Raw genomic sequence first — 16381 nt, 5'->3', positions numbered from 1 at the left:
TCGACCCGGGCGGGTCAGGTCGTCGTACGACGACGACGCGCCCCCGGACGCCGCTCGCTCGGCCGCGTCACCGGGTCACCGGCCTCCTTCGCCGCGTCCCGGCGCCGCGCGCCGAACTCGGCCAGCGCCTCGGCCAGCTTGTGCACCGACGGCTCCGGCGACAGGACGTCGACCCGCAGCCCGTGCTCCTCCGCGGTCTTCGCCGTCGCCGGGCCGATGCACGCGATGACCGTCACGTTGTGCGGCTTGCCCGCGATGCCGACCAGGTTCCGCACGGTGGACGACGAGGTGAACAGCACCGCGTCGAAACCGCCGCCCTTGATCGCCTCGCGCGTCTCGGCCGGCGGCGGCGAGGCGCGGACCGTGCGGTACGCGGTGACGTCGTCGACCTCCCAGCCCAGCTCGATCAGCCCCGCCACCAGCGTCTCGGTGGCGATGTCGGCACGCGGCAGGAACACCCGGTCGATCGGGTCGAAGACCGGGTCGTACGGCGGCCAGTCCTCCAGCAGACCGGCGGCCGACTGCTCCCCGGAGGGCACCAGGTCCGGCTTCACACCGAAGTCGACCAGCGCGGCCGCGGTCTGCTCGCCGACCGCCGCGACCTTGATCCCGGCGAAGGCACGGGCGTCGAGCCCGTACTCCTCGAACTTCTCCCGGACCGCCTTCACGGCGTTGACGCTGGTGAAGGCGATCCACTCGTAGCGCCCCGTCACCAGGCCCTTGACCGCGCGCTCCATCTGCTGGGGCGTACGGGGCGGCTCGACGGCGATCGTCGGGACCTCGTGCGGCACGGCACCGTAGGAACGGAGCTGGTCGGAGAGGGACGCCGCCTGCTCCTTCGTGCGCGGGACGAGCACCTTCCAGCCGAACAGCGGCTTGGACTCGAACCACGCGAGCTGGTCGCGCTGGGCGGCGGAGCTGCGCTCACCGACCACGGCTATGACGGGCTGGTGCCCGTCCGGCGACGGGAGGACCTTCGCCTGCTTCAGGACCTGGGCGATCGTCCCGAGGGTCGCCGTCCAGGTGCGCTGCCGGGTCGTCGTGCCGGCCACCGTCACCGTCAGCGGGGTGTCGGGCTTGCGGCCCGCCGCGACCAGCTCACCGGCGGCCGCGGCCACCGAGTCGAGCGTCGTCGAGACCACGGCCGTCGCGTCGCTCGCGCCGACCTCGCTCCAGCAGCGGTCGGAGGCGGTACGGGCGTCCACGAACCGGACGTCCGCGCCCTGCTCGTCCCGCAGCGGCACACCGGCGTACGCGGGCACGCCCACGGCGCTCGCGACCCCCGGCACCACCTCGAAGGGGACCCCGGCCGCGGCGCAGGCGAGCATCTCGGCACCGGCGTTCCCGTCCAGCCCCGGGTCGCCCAGGACCGCACGGACGACCCGCCTGCCGCCCTTCGCTGCCTCCATGACAAGATTGGCCGCATCCCTGAGAACGGGGACCCCGGCGGCTGCTGACTGCGCGTCAACAACCGTCAGCTCAGGGGTGCTCACGCCTGCCCGCGCATGGCAGCGAACAACGCCGAGAACGTCCGGCTCGGCGACAAGGACGTCCGCGCTCGCAAGCGCCTCGACGGCGCGCAGGGTCAGCAGTCCCGGGTCGCCGGGACCGGCGCCGAGGAAGGTGACGTGCCCTTGGGCGGACAGGGCCGGAAAGTCGGTTGCGGCGGGGCCGGTGGGGCTCAAAGTGCTCGCTCCCCCATAAGACCGGCCGCCCCCTTGGCGAGCATCTCGGCCGCGAGCTCGCGACCGAGGGCCGCCGCGTCGTCCTGCGACGTGGGAACGGGACCGGTGGTGGACAGCTGCACCAGCGAGGAACCGTCGGGAGTCCCGACGACACCGCGCAGGCGCAGTTCGTTGACAGCCTGTCCGTCGACCAGGAGGTCGGCCAGCGCACCCACAGGTGCGGAGCAACCGGCCTCCAGGGCGGCGAGCAGGGCACGCTCGGCGGTCACGGCGGCCCGGGTGTACGGGTCGTCGAGCTCGGCGAGCGCTGCGGCGAGGTCGGCGCTGGTCGCAGCGCACTCGATCGCCAGTGCTCCCTGGCCGGGAGCGGGCAGGACGGTGTCGACCGACAGGAAGTCGGTGGCCTCACCGCTCCGGCCGAGGCGGCTGAGCCCGGCCGCGGCGAGTACCACCGCGTCCAGCTCACCGCTCCGGACGAATCCGATACGCGTGTCGACGTTCCCCCGGATCGGCACGGTCTCGATGTCGAGGCCGTGGCTGCGCGCGTACGCGTTCAGCTGCGCCATGCGGCGCGGCGAGCCGGTGCCGACGCGGGCCCCGGCCGGCAGCTGCTCGAAGGTCAGCCCGTCCCGCGCCACCAGCACGTCGCGCGGGTCCTCGCGCACCGGCACCGCGGCCAGCACGAGGCCCTCGGGCTGGGCGGTCGGCAGGTCCTTGAGCGAGTGGACGGCGAAGTCCACCTCGCCGCGCAGCAGCGCGTCGCGCAGTGCCGCGACGAACACACCGGTGCCGCCGATCTGCGCGAGGTGCTCCCGGGAGATGTCGCCGTACGTGGTGACCTCGACGAGCTCGACGGCGCGCCCGGTCACCTCGCTGACCGCCTCGGCCACCATGCCGGACTGCGCCATGGCGAGCTTGCTGCGCCGGGTGCCCAGCCGCAGCGGCTTGTCGGCCCCCGTGACCGGGGATGAGTTGTCGGTCATGACCGCCCTCGATTCGGGTCGTTCAGGTCTGCCCGGGAGACGGCTGCGACCGTCTGCGGGTCGAGGTCGAAGAGTTCCCGCAGCGCGTCCGCGTACCCGGCGCCGCCGGGCTCGCTGGCGAGCTGCTTGACGCGCACGGTGGGCGCGTGCAGGAGCTTGTCGACGACGCGGCGCACGGTCTGCGTGATCTCCGCGCGCTGCTTCTCGTCGAGATCGGGGAGGCGTCCGTCGAGCCGCGCGATCTCGCCCGCGACCACTCCGGCGGCCATCGTGCGCAGCGCGACGACGGTCGGGGTGATGTGGGCGGCGCGCTGGGCGGCGCCGAAGGCTGCGACCTCGTCGGAGACGATGGTGCGCACCTGGTCCACGTCGGCGGCCATCGGGGCGTCCGCCGAGGCCTCCGCGAGCGATTCGATGTCGACGAGGCGCACCCCGTCGAGCCGGGCGGCCGCGCCGTCGATGTCCCGCGGCATGGCGAGGTCGAGCAGCGCGAGGCGCGCGGGGCCGGTGCCCTGGGCGGGCACGGTGGCCCGGCGGACGGCCCGGCGCACCGTGCCGGAGCTGCCGTTCTCCACCCAGGCGGCGTGCCGGTCGACGTCGTCGGGGACGGGGGCCGCGGCCGGTGCCGGTACGACGGCGGGCGCCTCGTCGGCGTCCTCGACGGCCAGGCCGAGCGCCCCGGCGACGGCCTCGGCGGTCAGCACGAGCCCGGTCGCGCCGGTGCACGAGACGACGATGTCGGCACGTGTCAGTTCCCCGGAGACCTCGGCCATCTCCACGGCGCGGGCGGTCACGCCCGTGCCGCCGGGCTGGCGCAGGATCTCGACGAGCCGGTCGGCGCGGGCCCGGGTGCGGTTGGCGACGGCGATCTCGGCGACACCGGTACGGGCCAGGGTGGCGGCGGCGAGCGAGGACATCGAGCCCGCGCCGATCACCAGGGCGCGCTTGCCCCGGGCCCAGTCGGTGACGTCCGCACCGGCCGCGAGCTGTTCGAGGCCGAAGGTGACCAGCGACTGCCCGGCCCGGTCGATCCCGGTCTCGCTGTGGGCGCGCTTGCCGACCCGCAGGGCCTGCTGGAACAGGTCGTTCAGCAGCCGGCCCGCGGTGTGCAGCTCCTGCCCCAGCGCCAGCGCGTCCTTGATCTGGCCGAGGATCTGGCCCTCGCCGACGACCATCGAGTCCAGCCCGCACGCCACCGAGAAGAGGTGGTGGACGGCCCGGTCCTCGTAGTGCACATAGAGATACGGAGTGAGCTCCTCCAGGCCGACCCCGCTGTGCTGGGCGAGCAGCGTGGACAGCTCGGCGACGCCCGCGTGGAACTTGTCCACGTCGGCGTACAGCTCGATGCGGTTGCAGGTGGCCAGGACGGTGGCCTCGACCGCGGGCTCCGCGGCGAGGGTGTCCTGGAGCAGCTTGGCCCGGGTGTCGGCGGCCAGCGAGGCCCGCTCCAGCACGGAGACCGGGGCGCTGCGGTGGCTCAGTCCCACGACGAGAAGGCTCATGCCGGCATCACGGCGGGCATGTCCCCGTCAGGTCCCTTGCGGCTTCCGGCGGCCGGACGCGCCGGCGCTTCGGCCGGGTCCTGGACACCGCCCTCGGTGTCCTCGCCGGCCTTGCGCTGCTCGTGGAAGGCGAGGATCTGGAGCTCGATCGAGAGGTCGACCTTGCGCACGTCGACGCCGTCGGGCACGGAGAGCACCGTCGGCGCGAAGTTGAGGATGGAGGTGACGCCCGCGGCGACGAGCCGGTCGCAGACCTGCTGCGCGGCACCGGCCGGGGTCGAGATGACACCGATCGAGACGCCGTTGTCGCGGACGATCTGCTCCAGCTCGTCCGCGTGCTGGACGGGGATGCCGGCGACGGGCGTCCCGGCCATCGCGGGGTCGGCGTCGATCAGCGCGGCGACCCGGAAACCGCGGGAGGCGAAACCGCCGTAGTTGGCGAGCGCGGCGCCGAGGTTTCCGATGCCGACGATGACGACCGGCCAGTCCTGGGTGAGCCCGAGTTCGCGGGAGATCTGGTACACGAGATACTCGACGTCGTAGCCGACGCCGCGCGTCCCGTACGAACCGAGGTAGCTGAAGTCCTTGCGCAGCTTGGCGGAGTTGACCCCCGCCGCGGCGGCGAGCTCCTCGGACGAGACCGTGGGGACCGAGCGCTCGGAGAGCGCGGTCAACGCGCGCAGATACAGCGGAAGCCGGGCGACGGTGGCCTCGGGAATTCCTCGGCTACGGGTCGCCGGTCGGTGAGTTCGGCCAGTTGCCACGGTGCTCCTGCGGGATGAGCGGGGCTGCAGGCGGCCGTAGTTCCCAAGACCGCCCCGTCGAATGCAGGCTATGTCTTTGTGAACGCGTGCACAAAGATAGTGTCCGTTTTGTCCGGTCAAAGTGACCGGGGTCACGCACATCCGTCGCGCGATCCCGGAACCAACGATCGCATCAGCCCGTTGCGGGCCCGAAGGGGGCAAAGCGGCACACACTCCTCACAACCACTCCCCCGAGAGCACTCAAAACGCCCATGATGGTAACCGGCTTCGCTCAGGAAAGCAGTGCCCCGCGCAGCCTCGCCGGGTCCACCCGCCAGAACGTGTGCTGCTCGCCGTCGACCAGGACCACCGGGATCTGCTCCCAGTACGCCTTGTGCAGCTCCTCGTCCCGGGTGATGTCCTTCTCCTCCCAGGACGCCCCCGTCTCCTCGCACACCTCGCGCACCACCTGCCTCGCGTCGTCGCAGAGATGACATCCGGGCTTCCCCACCAGGGTCACCGTCCGCTGCTCGGGCTTCTTCTTCGTACGTCGCAACAAGGGGCTCATGCCTTCATTCTGCGCCGCCCCCGGACCCGCCCCGCCGCCCCCCGTGTCACCCGGTCGCCGGACTCGCGGCCAAGAGTTCACGCCGCGGCATCCCGGCAGGTCGGGAAGGGACGAACCGACTGGTTATGCTCACCGCATGGCCGCTCCTGGATGGCTCACCCCCCGTAGGCGCCCCGCGACAGCACGGAGCGTGCTGGCCGGCGAGGCGGCAGCCGAGGCAGCACGGAAATCCACCCTCCCCGACGACCGGTCCCCCGACGCCGAGCAGGACACCGCCGCGCAGGCGAAGCCCGCGGAGGAGCCCTTCCCCGTCGCGGGCGACGACCGGGCCGCCGCCTTCTTCGACCTGGACAACACGGTGATGCAGGGCGCGGCGCTCTTCCACTTCGGCCGCGGCCTGTACAAGCGGAAGTTCTTCCAGCGCCGCGAGCTGACCCGGTTCGCCTGGCAGCAGGCGTGGTTCCGGCTGGCCGGCGTCGAGGACCCGGACCACATGCAGGACGCCCGCGACAGCGCCCTGTCCATCGTCAAGGGCCACCGCGTCTCCGAGCTGATGTCCATCGGCGAGGAGATCTACGACGAGTACATGGCCGACCGCATCTGGCCCGGCACCCGCGCCCTCGCCCAGGCCCACCTCGACGCCGGCCAGCGGGTCTGGCTGGTCACCGCCGCCCCGGTGGAGACCGCCACGATCATCGCCCGCCGGCTCGGCCTGACCGGCGCGCTCGGCACGGTCGCCGAATCCGTCGACGGCGTCTACACCGGCCGCCTGGTCGGCGAACCGCTGCACGGCCCCGCGAAGGCCGAGGCCGTACGCGCCCTGGCCACCGCCGAGGGCCTGGACCTGGACCGCTGCGCGGCGTACAGCGACTCGCACAACGACATCCCGATGCTGTCCCTGGTCGGACACCCGTACGCGATCAACCCCGACGCCAAGCTCCGCAAGCACGCCCGCGCCCTCGACTGGCGCCTGCGGGACTACCGGACGGGCCGCAAGGCGGTCAAGGTCGGCATCCCCGCCGCGGCCGGCGTCGGCGCCCTCGCCGGCGGCACCGCCGCCGCGGTCGCCCTGCACCGCCGCCGCCGCTGACACGCCCACGCGCTCCCCGGCCCCGAGCCACGCCCGGCCCCCGCGGCCGATCGGAACCTCTTACCCACCGACCGCCCCCGCCAGTCGGATTGCTCGCACACGGCCACAACCAGTCGTGCCCGTAAGCAGATACCGAAGTAATCCGATCAGTAACCGGTCACGATGTGCTACTTAATGCGTCGTTTAGTTGCTACGGAAGCGACGTAATCGATGATTTGAGCAACTGGGTGTAGCACTGCCTGTACGAAGCGTTATTCTCCTCAGACGCATTCCGGAACCCCTCACTCACTACGACGAGTGAGGGTTTCGCACTGCACGTGATGGAAGCTCTGCCTCTGGGAGTCCCGTGTACCCACACGTCGGGGTTGACGCCTCGGGCCTGGCTACGCTGCGCGCAACGGTCGCCAACCGCCTGCGCGGCTTCGTCCCCACCGCGTACGCCGTCCCCGCATTCGCCACCCCTGCACCTGTCGGCCCCTGCTACGCCCTGGCCGAACGCGGTGCGGCGGTCGGAAGACGCAGCAACCGCGGCGCGACGACCGCGTCCACCACCGTCCGCCGACCGACCGCCGACAGCGACAGCGCGCGCATGATGGACCTCGTCGAACGCGCGCAGGCCGGCGAGGCCGAGGCCTTCGGCCGCCTCTACGACCAGTACAGCGACACCGTCTACCGCTACATCTACTACCGCGTGGGGGGCAAGGCGACGGCCGAGGACCTCACCAGCGAGACCTTCCTGCGCGCCCTGCGCCGCATCTCCACCTTCACCTGGCAGGGCCGCGACTTCGGCGCCTGGCTCGTCACCATCGCCCGCAACCTGGTCGCCGACCACTTCAAGTCCAGCCGCTTCCGGCTGGAGGTGACCACCGGCGAGATGCTCGACGCCAACGAGGTCGAGCGCAGCCCCGAGGACTCCGTCCTGGAGTCCCTCTCCAACGCCGCACTGCTGCAGGCCGTGCGCCGGCTCAACCCCCAGCAGCAGGAGTGCGTGACCCTGCGCTTCCTGCAGGGCCTCTCGGTCGCCGAGACCGCACGGGTCATGGGCAAGAACGAGGGCGCGATCAAGACCCTGCAATACCGCGCGGTCCGCACCCTGGCCCGGCTCCTCCCGGACGACGCCCGCTGACCCCGCCCCGCCACCCGCACCCGAACCCACCCGTGATCCGCCCTCGAACACGCCCGCCGCGCCCCGTCCCGAACACGCTCGGCGACTCCCCCGTCACACACTGGTCCGATCATCCTTCGTGCGTAACCCAAGTGCCGCGCCCCTCGTTGTGCCGGTTGCAGGCCCCCTGTCGTCACCCCATGTCCGCCGACACTCACTCATTCGTGTGGAAGCGCTCAAGGTGTGCAACCTTCCGGATCCCCAGGGGAGTCGACCGTCATGACGAGAGGAGGTGCCGCCAGTGATCGCAAACGTTTCGGCACACCGGCGGGCGAACGCCTTCGCCCAGGCCCTGGAGGAGCAGTCGACCCCCGGGGCAACGGCCGAACAGCCCGATGACCCGGCCGAACAGGCCGACCACGGACCGCTGTTGGCCCTGGCGAACGGCCTCGGTGAGGTACCGCGGCCGGAGTTGGACCCCGAGGTCAAAGTGGTGCAGCGAGCCCAGCTCGTCGCCGCCATGGAAGCCATGCTCACCGAGGGCGGCGCGACCGCGGGCCCTACGGTGCCCGAACAGCGCACGAAGGGGGCCCACCGGGCCTCCCCGCTCCGGAAATTGCGTCCGCGTTCCCGCTGGACGAAGGGGCTCGCGGCCGGCGGGCTCACCGTCGGTGTGGCGGCGGGAGCCTTCGGCGGAGTGGCCGCTGCCAGTTCCGACGCCCTCCCGGGTGACTCGCTGTACGGGCTCAAGCGCGGCATGGAAGACCTCCACCTCGGCATGGCCAGCGGCGACACCGACCGCGGCAAGGTCTACCTCGACCAGGCGTCGACCCGGCTCAACGAGGCCCGTCGGCTGATGGAGCGCGCCCGCTCCGGCGACCTGGACCACGAACAGCTCGGCGAGATCAGGCGCACGCTCAACGGCATGACGCACGACGCCACCGAGGGCCACCGCCTGCTCAGCTCCGTCTACCGGCGCGACGGCGCCATCGGCCCGATCCAGGCCCTCGACTCCTTCTCCCGCTCGCACCGCGAGAGCTGGAGCAGCCTGCGCGACCGGCTGCCCGTACAGCTCACGGACATCGGCGACCAGGTCAGCTCGGTCTTCGACGCCATGGACGAAGAGGTCGAACCGCTGCAGTCGCTGCTGCCCCGACCGCCGGGCGGCGACGACGCCCGGCGGTCGGACACCACGGAACGCGGCACGGGCCCCTCGCGCACGGACGCATCCACCGCCCCCTCCTCGTCGGGAGCCTCCCGGGAGCACACGGACGACAGCACCTCGCCCCACCCGTCCGGCTCGGACAGCACCTCCTCCGACGGCCTGATCTCCGGTGGCACGGACGGCCTCTTCGGCACCCCGCCCCCGGGCGTCGACCCGTCCTCCGACGGCCGGACCGACGTCCCGCCCGCCCCCGACGTGACCCTGCCCCCGCTCCTCCCCGGCCTGCTCCCGGGCCTGGGGATCAACGGCGAGGACGCGCCCTAGTCCCGTCCCGCTCGCGCAGAAACGCCACGTCGGCCGCCGGACGGACCGAATCCGCCCGGCGGCCGACGCCGTCCGCGTACGTGCGGAAGCACCCCGCACACCCGCGGGAGCACTCCTCGCCCCGCCGAAACACCTCTCGGGAAAACTCCGAAGAACTCAGAAGAACACCGAGCGCCGCTGCACCAGCAGCTTGTACAGCGTGTGCTGGATCTGCTCCCGCACCTGGTCCGTCAGGTTGAACATCAGCATCGGGTCCTCCGCCGCCTCCACCGGATACCCGCTCGTGGAGATCGGCTCCCCGAACTGGATCGTCCACTTCGTCGGCAGCGGCACCGCCCCGAGCGGCCCGAGCCAGGGGAACGTCGGCGTGATCGGGAAGTACGGGAAGCCCAGCAGCCGCGCCAGCGTCTTCGAGTTGCCGATCATCGGGTAGATCTCCTCCGCCCCCACGATCGAGCACGGCACGATCGGCACCCCCGCCCGCAGCGCCGTCGAGACGAACCCGCCCCGCCCGAACCGCTGGAGCTTGTACCGCTCCCCGAAGGGCTTCCCGATGCCCTTGAACCCCTCCGGCATCACCCCGACGACCTCGCCCCGCCGCAGCAGCCGCTCCGCGTCCTCCGAGCAGGCCAGCGTGTGCCCGGCCTTGCGGGCCAGCTCGTTCACCACCGGCAGCATGAAGACGAGATCCGCGGCGAGCAGCCGCAGGTGCCGGTCCGCCGGATGGTTGTCGTGCACCGCGACCTGGAGCATCAGCCCGTCGAGCGGCAGCGTCCCCGAGTGGTTGGCCACGATGAGCGCCCCGCCCTCGGACGGGATGTTCTCGATGCCCTTCACCTCGACCCGGAAGTACTTCTCGTACACCGGCCGCAGCAGCGACATCAGGACCTGGTCGGTCAGCTCCTCGTCGTACCCGAACTCGTCGACGTCGTACTCGCCGGTGACCCGGCGCCGCAGGAACGCGAGTCCTCCGGCGAGCCGCCGCTCCCAGCCGCCGCGCCCGTCGTCCGGCGCGGGCCGCCCCGGTTCCTCGGCCCCGGGCTCCTCGGCCCCGGGCTCCTCCTGCGGCCGCGGGACGTCCTGCCGGCCCGGCAGGGCGCTCACGGCCGCGGTACCCACCGCGGGGGCCGTCGCGGGCCCCTGGACCCGGCCGACGCCCGCCGAGGACCGGCGCCGCGCGGCGCGCGACGGACCGCCCGCCCGCGAACGGTCGTCGTCGAACGGAATGACCTTGGCATCCGCCATCGTCGGTGCGCTCCTCTACCTGCCGCTGGGGGCCGGCACGGTGTCGCCGGCCCCGGTGGTCCCGGGGACATCGCCGTTCGTCCCGGCGAACGGCACGGCGGCCAGCGCGTCGACCGCCCTGCCCACCGTCCCCGGCGGCAGCAGGCCCGGACCCTGGCTGCGCGCGAACTCCGCGAACGTCTCCGCGGTGCTGAAGCGGGGATGGAAACCGAGGGTCTCGCGCATCTGGACGGTGGAGACCACCCGGCCGTGGGTGAGCAACCGGATCTGCTCCGGCGAGAAGTCCGTCATGCCGACCGTGCGCAGCGCCTGGCCCACCCAGGTGACCGCGGGCAGCAGCAACGGCACCGTCGGCCGCCCCAGCCGCCGCGAGCACTGCGAGAGCAGCAGCACCCCGTCCCCGGCGATGTTGAACGTGCCGCTGTTCAGCGTCCCGCGACCCGGCTCGCGCGAGGCGGTGCCCAGGACGTCCACGACGTCGTCCTCGTGCACGAACTGGAGCCTCGGGTCGTACCCGAACACCGTCGGCAGCACCGGCAGCGCGAGGTAGTCCGCGAGCGGCGAGTCCGCCTGCGGCCCCAGGATGTTCGCGAACCTGAGCACGCACACGGCGACGTCCGGCCGGCGGCGCGCGAACCCGCGCACATACCCCTCGACCTCCACCACGTCCTTGGCGAAGCCCCCGCTGGGCAGGGACTTGGGCGGGGTCGTCTCGGTGAAGACCGCCGGGTCGCGGGGCGCCGAGCCGTACACGTTCGTACTCGACTTGACCACCAGCCGACGCACGCTCGGCGACTTCTGGCAGGCCCCGAGCAGCTGCATGGTGCCGATGACGTTGGTCTCCTTGACCGTCGTCCGCCCGCCCGTGCCGACCGCCTTCGCCGAGACGTCCAGGTGCACCACCGTGTCGACGGCGTGCTCGGCGAGGACCCTGGCGATAGCGGGCTGGCGGATGTCCGCCGGTACGAAAACCGCGTCGCCCAGCGGATGCGCCGGTTCGACCGCGTCGACGGCGATCACCCGGTCCACTTCCGGATCACGCTGGATGCGCCGCACGAAGCGGCCCCCCAGCTGCCGGGCCGCTCCTGTGACCAGCACGACCTTCCCCAAGATCAGCGCCTTCCGTCCGAAGGTTTCCCTGGCCGTCACCGTAGCGGGTGGTTGTTGCCCCGTGATGACCGCACGGCTGCCTTCTTCGGCTCGTGCCCGGCTTCTTGGTCCGAATGCAGCCGTCCACGACGCACCGCAGCCCTCCCGCCGGATCGGCGGGAGGGCTGCGGAATCACGAACCGCGTTCGCTTACTTCTTGTTGCGACGCTGAACGCGCGTGCGCTTGAGCAGCTTGCGGTGCTTCTTCTTGGCCATCCGCTTGCGCCGCTTCTTGATAACAGAGCCCACGACTACCCTCGCTCACTTCTTCTTCACTGGTGCGGGGCGTCTGGGCCCACACGACCTACGTCGGCCTAGCCTACCCGCCAGCGCGTGAGGGGCGTAATCCGAGGTGAACCTCAGGCGGACTCCACCCCCACAAAGGACTCGCGGAGATACTCGTGAACCGCTTGCTCCGGAACCCGGAAGGACCTGCCCACCCGAATTGCCGGCAGATGACCGCTGTGCACCAAGCGGTACACGGTCATCTTCGACACTCTCATGACCGAGGCGACTTCCGCCACAGTCAGAAACTTGACCTCGTTGAGAGGCCTCTCGCTGCCAGCAGCCATGACCCACCTGTACCTTCCGCACGAGACGCGCACCGGCTTCCCCTCCGGTGACTCTTCGTCGTTGTGCGCTCACTCCCCAGATTAGGGGCGGGTGATGCGAGTGGGGAAGAGGAGAGCCGATCGGCCGCCTACTGTGACAGACACGCCCGATTGAGTACATAGCGCGTGAGCGGCCGGTAGTAGGCCGAGCGGACCGCGTCGTCGAGCGGCACCGCGACCGCGACCCGCCCCTCGGCCTCCCCGACGAACAGCGCGGGATCGTCCGTGTCCGCCAGCCCGATCGCCTCGATGCCCAGCTGACCTGCCCCGCAGACCCAGCCGTGGTCCCCGACCACCAGCTCCGGCAATGGCCCTCGCCCCTCCGCCGCCGCGTCCAGGACCACCCTGACCGGCAGCGGGGAATGCGTGTGTGCGCCGGTGTCACCACCGGGGAGCCGCACGCCGGGTTCGCGCACCATCGCGACTCCCCGTACGTAGTCGAGACTGAACGTGCGTACGCCGAACCGGGTCGTTATGTCGATACATCGCCCCTGCGCGGGAGTGAGTACGGAACACCCGGCCGCCGACATGGCGTCTGCCAGCGCAGCGTAGAAACCGAGCAGCCGGTGCGGATGACCGGTCCCGAACAGCACCGGCGCCCGCCGGACCGCCGCATGCGCGAGCCGCTCCGCGAAGGCGTCCAGACCTGCCAGGGTCCGCTCCGGATCGATCACGTCAGGCCCCGATACATGCCCGGGATCGGACGAAACCCCGCACCGGTCGGCCATCAGACGAAGAAGTTCGTGCTCTTCCCATCCCCGGCGGGGGTGGAGACCGAGCGTCACCCGAGGATCCCGGGCCGCGAAGAGCCGATAGCTCCGCAGGCTCTTCTCCCGCGAGGTGGCCACGGGCCCGGCCAGCCGGGCCGCCAGCAGATGCGCACGCAGCGCTCCGGTGCTCAACACTCCACCGATGCTCCCCCAATCACCCGGACGGAGGGCCGGAAGTCCGCTCACGCCCCACAGTTGGCGTAACCATTCCTCGCCATGCGACAGAACCGGCCGCACCCCGACCGGTTCCGACCCTTCTCAGGTCAGCAGCCCCCGCAGCGGGAACGCCGCCCGCCGCGTCGCCAGCACCGCCTGGTCCAGCCGGTCCGCGGGGTCGTACCCCTCCTCCCACGACTTCCAGGAGGGGGTGCGCCCGTCCGTCATCCGGCCCGGCCCCAACTGCCGGGTCCGGGCGTAGACCTCGTCCCGCCACGACGACGGGATCACCGTCTCCGGGTCCACCGGCGCGTGCGCGGCGATCCCCACCAGATGCGTCCAGGACCGCGGCACCACGTCCACCACCGCGTAGCCGCCCCCGCCGAGCGCCAGCCAGCGCCCGTCCTGCGCGTACTCGTGCGCCAGGTCGTGACAGGCCGCCATCACCGCCCGCTGCGCGTCCAGCGACACCGCCAGGTGGGCGAGCGGGTCCTCGAAGTGCGTATCGGCCCCGTGCTGGCTCACCACCACCTGCGGCCGGAAGTCCGCCAGCAGCTCCGGCACCACCGCGTGGAACGCCCGCAGCCACCCCGCGTCCCCGGTACCGGCCGGCAGCGCCACGTTGACCGCGCCGCCCTCGCCCGCCCCGGAGCCGGTCTCCTCCGGCCAGCCGGTCTGCGGGAACAGCGTCCGCGGGTGCTCGTGCAGCGAAACGGTCAGGACCCGCGGGTCCTCCCAGAAGGCCGCCTGCACCCCGTCGCCGTGGTGCACGTCCACATCGACGTACGCGACCCGTTCGGCGCCCAGCTCCAGCATCCGGGCGATGGCGAGCGCCGCGTCGTTGTAGATGCAGAACCCGGCCGCACCGCCCGGCATGGCGTGGTGCAGCCCGCCCGTGAAGTTCACCGCGTGCGCGGTCTCCCCGCGCCACACCGCCTCGGCCGCCGCCACCGATTGCCCGGCGATCAGCGCCGACACCTCGTGCATCCCGGCGAACGCCGGATCGTCCACCGTGCCCAGCCCGTAGCGCTGGTCCGCCCGCTTCGGGTCCGCGGACGCGGCACGCACCGCGGCCACGTAGTCCTCGCGGTGCACCAGCCGAAGCGTGGAGTCCCCGGCGGCCTTGGCCGCCACCACGTCCACCGCGGCGTCGAGCCCGAGGGCCCGGACCAGCCCCATGGTCAGGGCGAGCCGGACGGGGTCCATCGGGTGGCTCTCCCCGAAGTCGTATCCCGTTACTGCGTCATCCCACATCAGCTGTGCGCGGCCGCTCATGCCCGCCACCGTATCGGGCGGGCTCCGCCCCGAACGACTTGGCGTGCACGAGCATCACGAGCACCAGCACCATCGGCACGAGCATGGCTCCTCGGTAGCTCCACGCGTCCCCGAGCGCCCCCACCAGCGGCGATCCCACCAGGAACCCCACGTAGTTGAAGACGTTCAGCCGCGCGATCGCCGTGTCGCTCGCCCCGGGGAACATCCGCCCGGCGGCGGCGAACGTCTGCGGCACGATCACGCACAGCCCGAGCCCCAGCATGGTGAACCCGAGCATCCCGGTCCACGTCCCGCCGGCCGCGGCCACCACGCCGAAGCCCGCGGCGGCCAGCACGCTCCCGCCCCGCACCACGGCCACCGCCCCGAACCGCCGCACCCCGAAGTCCCCGACGGACCGCCCCAGCAGCGTCGTCACCATGTAGACGTTGTACGGAACGGTCGACATCTGCTCCGAACTGCCCAGCACGTCCTGCAGGTACTTGGCGCTCCAGTTGGAGACCGTCGAGTCACCGATGTACGCGAAGCTCATCACCAGGCAGAGCGGCAGCAGCAGCTTGAAGGAGACCGAAGCGGCCCCCTCGCCCTGCGCCTGTTCCGCACCGGCCCCCTTGCCCTGCTCCGACACACCCTCGGTGTACCACCGGCTCCCGACGAACGCGGCGGGCAGCAGCACGACCACCGCCGGCAGGTACGAGACCAGCAGCGACAGGTCCCAGTGCGCCCCCGCCCACGCCATGGACGCCCCGGCGATCCCCCCGAGGCTGTACGCGGCGTGGAACCCCAGCATGATCGAGCGCCCGTACGCCCGCTGAAGGCTGACCCCCATCATGTTCATCGAGGCGTCCAGCGCCCCGACGGCGACCCCGAACACCCCGAGCGCCAGGGCCACTTGCCACAGCGCGTCACCGGCACCGGCGCCGAGGAGCGCGAGCATCACCACGGGCTGCGCCCACCTCAGCACGACCCCGGGCCGTACCCGTGCGACCACCTTCTCGGTGACCACACTGCCCACCCCGGCCAGGATGGGTACCGCGGCGAGGAACACGGGCAGCAGCCCGTCGGATATCCCGTACCGGTCCTGGATGGCGGGAATCCGCGTCACCAGCAGGGCGAAGGTGACCCCTTGCACGAAGAAGCTCAACGTGAGGGAAGCCCGGCCGTGCCGCAAGCGAGCATCTGTCATGGCCGCGAGCGTAAGGCCAGTCTTTACTCGTGGGTAGATGAATCAGGCGAGCAATTCGCGGAGTTGGCTCATGTCGGAGAAGCAGCCGGTCACACCGGTGAGCCGGTCCGCCGGCATCATCGACGTGAACCCGTACACGTCCATGCCCGCGGCCCTGGCCGCCTCCACTCCGAGCGGGCTGTCCTCGATGACGACGCACCGTTCGGGACGGACCCCCATCCGCTCGGCGGCGTGCAGGAACAGGTCGGGGGCCGGCTTGCCCCGCCCCACGTCCTCCGAGCTGAAGATCCACTCCTCCTCGAACCACTGGTCGAGCCCGGTCTTCCGGTGTCCGACCCTGATCCGCTCGTGGCTGCCGGAGGACGCGACGCAGTACGGAATCCCGTCGGCGACGAGCTTCCCCAGCACGTCGTCGATGCCCGGCACCGGCTCCAGCTCCTGCTGGAACGCGGCGAAGATCCGCGTGTGGAGCGTCGTATCGAAGTCCTCGGGCAGTTTCTCCCCGGTGCGTTCCTCGACGAGGTCGTGCACACGGTGCACGGCCGCCCCCATGTAGTCGCGGAGGCTCTCCTGGTACGAAGTGGGGTGGCCGAGCTCCGTGAGGTACTCGGCCAGGATGGTGTTGGAGATCGGCTCGCTGTCCACGAGCACACCGTCGTTGTCGAAGATGACCAGTTCGTAGCGCATGGTCCGAGACTAGACGCCGGAACGCAGGAAAGCCCCGTACCGCAAGGTACGGGGCTTTCCCGGAAAAATTGTTCGGCGGCGTCCTACTCTCCCACAGGGTCCCCCCTGCAGTACCATCGGCGCTGAAAGGCTTAGCTTCC

General features: G+C 71.6%; 16 protein-coding genes. 3 read left to right on the top strand and 13 right to left on the bottom strand.

The genetic code is table 11. From position 1 onward, the window contains the following. Positions 1-14: 14 nt before the first annotated feature. The 5 genes from ABZZ04_RS26825 to ABZZ04_RS26805 form a co-directional block, all read right to left on the bottom strand. On the bottom strand, positions 15-1685 hold the full coding sequence (locus tag ABZZ04_RS26825) for a uroporphyrinogen-III synthase (RefSeq protein ID WP_356934778.1): 1671 nt from the start codon (positions 1683-1685) through the stop codon (positions 15-17). Next, positions 1682-2668, bottom strand: a complete 987-nt coding sequence (hemC, locus tag ABZZ04_RS26820; RefSeq protein WP_356934777.1) for a hydroxymethylbilane synthase — start codon at positions 2666-2668, stop codon at positions 1682-1684. The genes ABZZ04_RS26825 and hemC overlap by 4 nt, the downstream gene beginning before the upstream one ends. Then, entirely contained in the window at positions 2665-4170 is a 1506-nt protein-coding gene (locus ABZZ04_RS26815; protein ID WP_356934776.1) for a glutamyl-tRNA reductase, read from the bottom strand. The genes hemC and ABZZ04_RS26815 overlap by 4 nt, the downstream gene beginning before the upstream one ends. Next, positions 4167-4934 carry a redox-sensing transcriptional repressor Rex gene (locus ABZZ04_RS26810; RefSeq protein WP_356934775.1) on the bottom strand — a complete coding sequence of 256 codons (768 nt, stop codon included), beginning with the start codon at positions 4932-4934 and terminating at the stop codon, positions 4167-4169. The genes ABZZ04_RS26815 and ABZZ04_RS26810 overlap by 4 nt, the downstream gene beginning before the upstream one ends. Positions 4935-5205: 271 nt before the next feature. Further along, positions 5206-5481: a glutaredoxin family protein gene (locus ABZZ04_RS26805; protein WP_356934774.1), complete on the bottom strand. Its 276-nt coding sequence runs from the start codon at positions 5479-5481 to the stop codon at positions 5206-5208. 136 nt (positions 5482-5617) lie between these two features. On the opposite strand from ABZZ04_RS26805, the gene ABZZ04_RS26800 reads away from it, so the two are divergent. The 3 genes from ABZZ04_RS26800 to ABZZ04_RS26790 all read left to right on the top strand — a co-directional run bounded on the left by ABZZ04_RS26800 (position 5618) and on the right by ABZZ04_RS26790 (position 9165). After that, complete coding sequence (locus ABZZ04_RS26800; RefSeq protein WP_356934773.1) at positions 5618-6571, top strand: HAD-IB family hydrolase; 954 nt, start codon at positions 5618-5620, stop codon at positions 6569-6571. Positions 6572-6917: 346 nt separating this feature from the next. Further along, positions 6918-7697, top strand: a complete 780-nt coding sequence (locus tag ABZZ04_RS26795) for an ECF subfamily RNA polymerase sigma factor, BldN family (protein WP_356934772.1) — start codon at positions 6918-6920, stop codon at positions 7695-7697. A 280-nt stretch (positions 7698-7977) separates the two neighbouring features. Next, positions 7978-9165 carry a DUF5667 domain-containing protein gene (locus ABZZ04_RS26790; RefSeq protein WP_356934771.1) on the top strand — a complete coding sequence of 396 codons (1188 nt, stop codon included), beginning with the start codon at positions 7978-7980 and terminating at the stop codon, positions 9163-9165. 156 nt (positions 9166-9321) lie between these two features. Here ABZZ04_RS26790 and ABZZ04_RS26785 read toward each other — a convergent pair whose 3' ends face one another. The 8 genes from ABZZ04_RS26785 to ABZZ04_RS26750 form a co-directional block, all read right to left on the bottom strand. Then, the gene (locus ABZZ04_RS26785; RefSeq protein WP_356934770.1) at positions 9322-10410 is read right to left on the bottom strand and encodes a lysophospholipid acyltransferase family protein; all 1089 of its coding nucleotides are present in this window, start codon (positions 10408-10410) and stop codon (positions 9322-9324) included. 15 nt (positions 10411-10425) lie between these two features. Beyond that, a complete protein-coding gene (locus ABZZ04_RS26780; protein WP_356934769.1) occupies positions 10426-11520 on the bottom strand; it encodes an NAD-dependent epimerase/dehydratase family protein in 1095 nt (364 codons plus the stop codon). A gap of 189 nt (positions 11521-11709) precedes the next feature. Next, complete coding sequence (locus tag ABZZ04_RS26775) at positions 11710-11808, bottom strand: AURKAIP1/COX24 domain-containing protein (protein WP_003948845.1); 99 nt, start codon at positions 11806-11808, stop codon at positions 11710-11712. Between the two features lie 110 nt (positions 11809-11918). Further along, positions 11919-12131, bottom strand: a complete 213-nt coding sequence (locus ABZZ04_RS26770; protein ID WP_014046653.1) for a helix-turn-helix domain-containing protein — start codon at positions 12129-12131, stop codon at positions 11919-11921. A 128-nt stretch (positions 12132-12259) separates the two neighbouring features. Then, complete coding sequence (locus tag ABZZ04_RS26765) at positions 12260-13075, bottom strand: phosphatase (protein WP_356934768.1); 816 nt, start codon at positions 13073-13075, stop codon at positions 12260-12262. Between the two features lie 123 nt (positions 13076-13198). Next, positions 13199-14371 (bottom strand): acetoin utilization protein AcuC, encoded by a 1173-nt coding sequence (locus tag ABZZ04_RS26760; protein ID WP_356934767.1) that lies wholly within the window; start codon positions 14369-14371, stop codon positions 13199-13201. Then, positions 14340-15554 carry an MFS transporter gene (locus tag ABZZ04_RS26755; RefSeq protein WP_356934766.1) on the bottom strand — a complete coding sequence of 405 codons (1215 nt, stop codon included), beginning with the start codon at positions 15552-15554 and terminating at the stop codon, positions 14340-14342. The genes ABZZ04_RS26760 and ABZZ04_RS26755 overlap by 32 nt, the downstream gene beginning before the upstream one ends. Positions 15555-15596: 42 nt before the next feature. Further along, positions 15597-16241: an HAD family hydrolase gene (locus tag ABZZ04_RS26750; protein WP_356934765.1), complete on the bottom strand. Its 645-nt coding sequence runs from the start codon at positions 16239-16241 to the stop codon at positions 15597-15599. Positions 16242-16381 lie beyond the last annotated feature (140 nt).

The sequence above is a fragment of the Streptomyces sp. NPDC006435 genome (assembly GCF_040612315.1).
Classification (GTDB): domain Bacteria; phylum Actinomycetota; class Actinomycetes; order Streptomycetales; family Streptomycetaceae; genus Streptomyces.
Note: the sequence above shows the minus strand (reverse complement) of the source record. Positions and strands in the feature narration are given on the sequence as shown.

What these genes read in the sequence shown, in the direction of transcription:
- hemC (WP_356934777.1), bottom strand. Translation starts at nt 2,668, where the DNA reads ATGACCGACAACTCATCCCCGGTCACGGGGGCCGACAAGCCGCTGCGG.
- ABZZ04_RS26815 (WP_356934776.1), bottom strand. Translation starts at nt 4,170, where the DNA reads ATGAGCCTTCTCGTCGTGGGACTGAGCCACCGCAGCGCCCCGGTCTCC.
- ABZZ04_RS26805 (WP_356934774.1), bottom strand. Translation starts at nt 5,481, where the DNA reads ATGAGCCCCTTGTTGCGACGTACGAAGAAGAAGCCCGAGCAGCGGACG.
- ABZZ04_RS26800 (WP_356934773.1), top strand. Translation starts at nt 5,618, where the DNA reads ATGGCCGCTCCTGGATGGCTCACCCCCCGTAGGCGCCCCGCGACAGCA.
- ABZZ04_RS26785 (WP_356934770.1), bottom strand. Translation starts at nt 10,410, where the DNA reads ATGGCGGATGCCAAGGTCATTCCGTTCGACGACGACCGTTCGCGGGCG.
- ABZZ04_RS26770 (WP_014046653.1), bottom strand. Translation starts at nt 12,131, where the DNA reads ATGGCTGCTGGCAGCGAGAGGCCTCTCAACGAGGTCAAGTTTCTGACT.
- ABZZ04_RS26760 (WP_356934767.1), bottom strand. Translation starts at nt 14,371, where the DNA reads ATGAGCGGCCGCGCACAGCTGATGTGGGATGACGCAGTAACGGGATAC.
- ABZZ04_RS26755 (WP_356934766.1), bottom strand. Translation starts at nt 15,554, where the DNA reads ATGACAGATGCTCGCTTGCGGCACGGCCGGGCTTCCCTCACGTTGAGC.
- ABZZ04_RS26750 (WP_356934765.1), bottom strand. Translation starts at nt 16,241, where the DNA reads ATGCGCTACGAACTGGTCATCTTCGACAACGACGGTGTGCTCGTGGAC.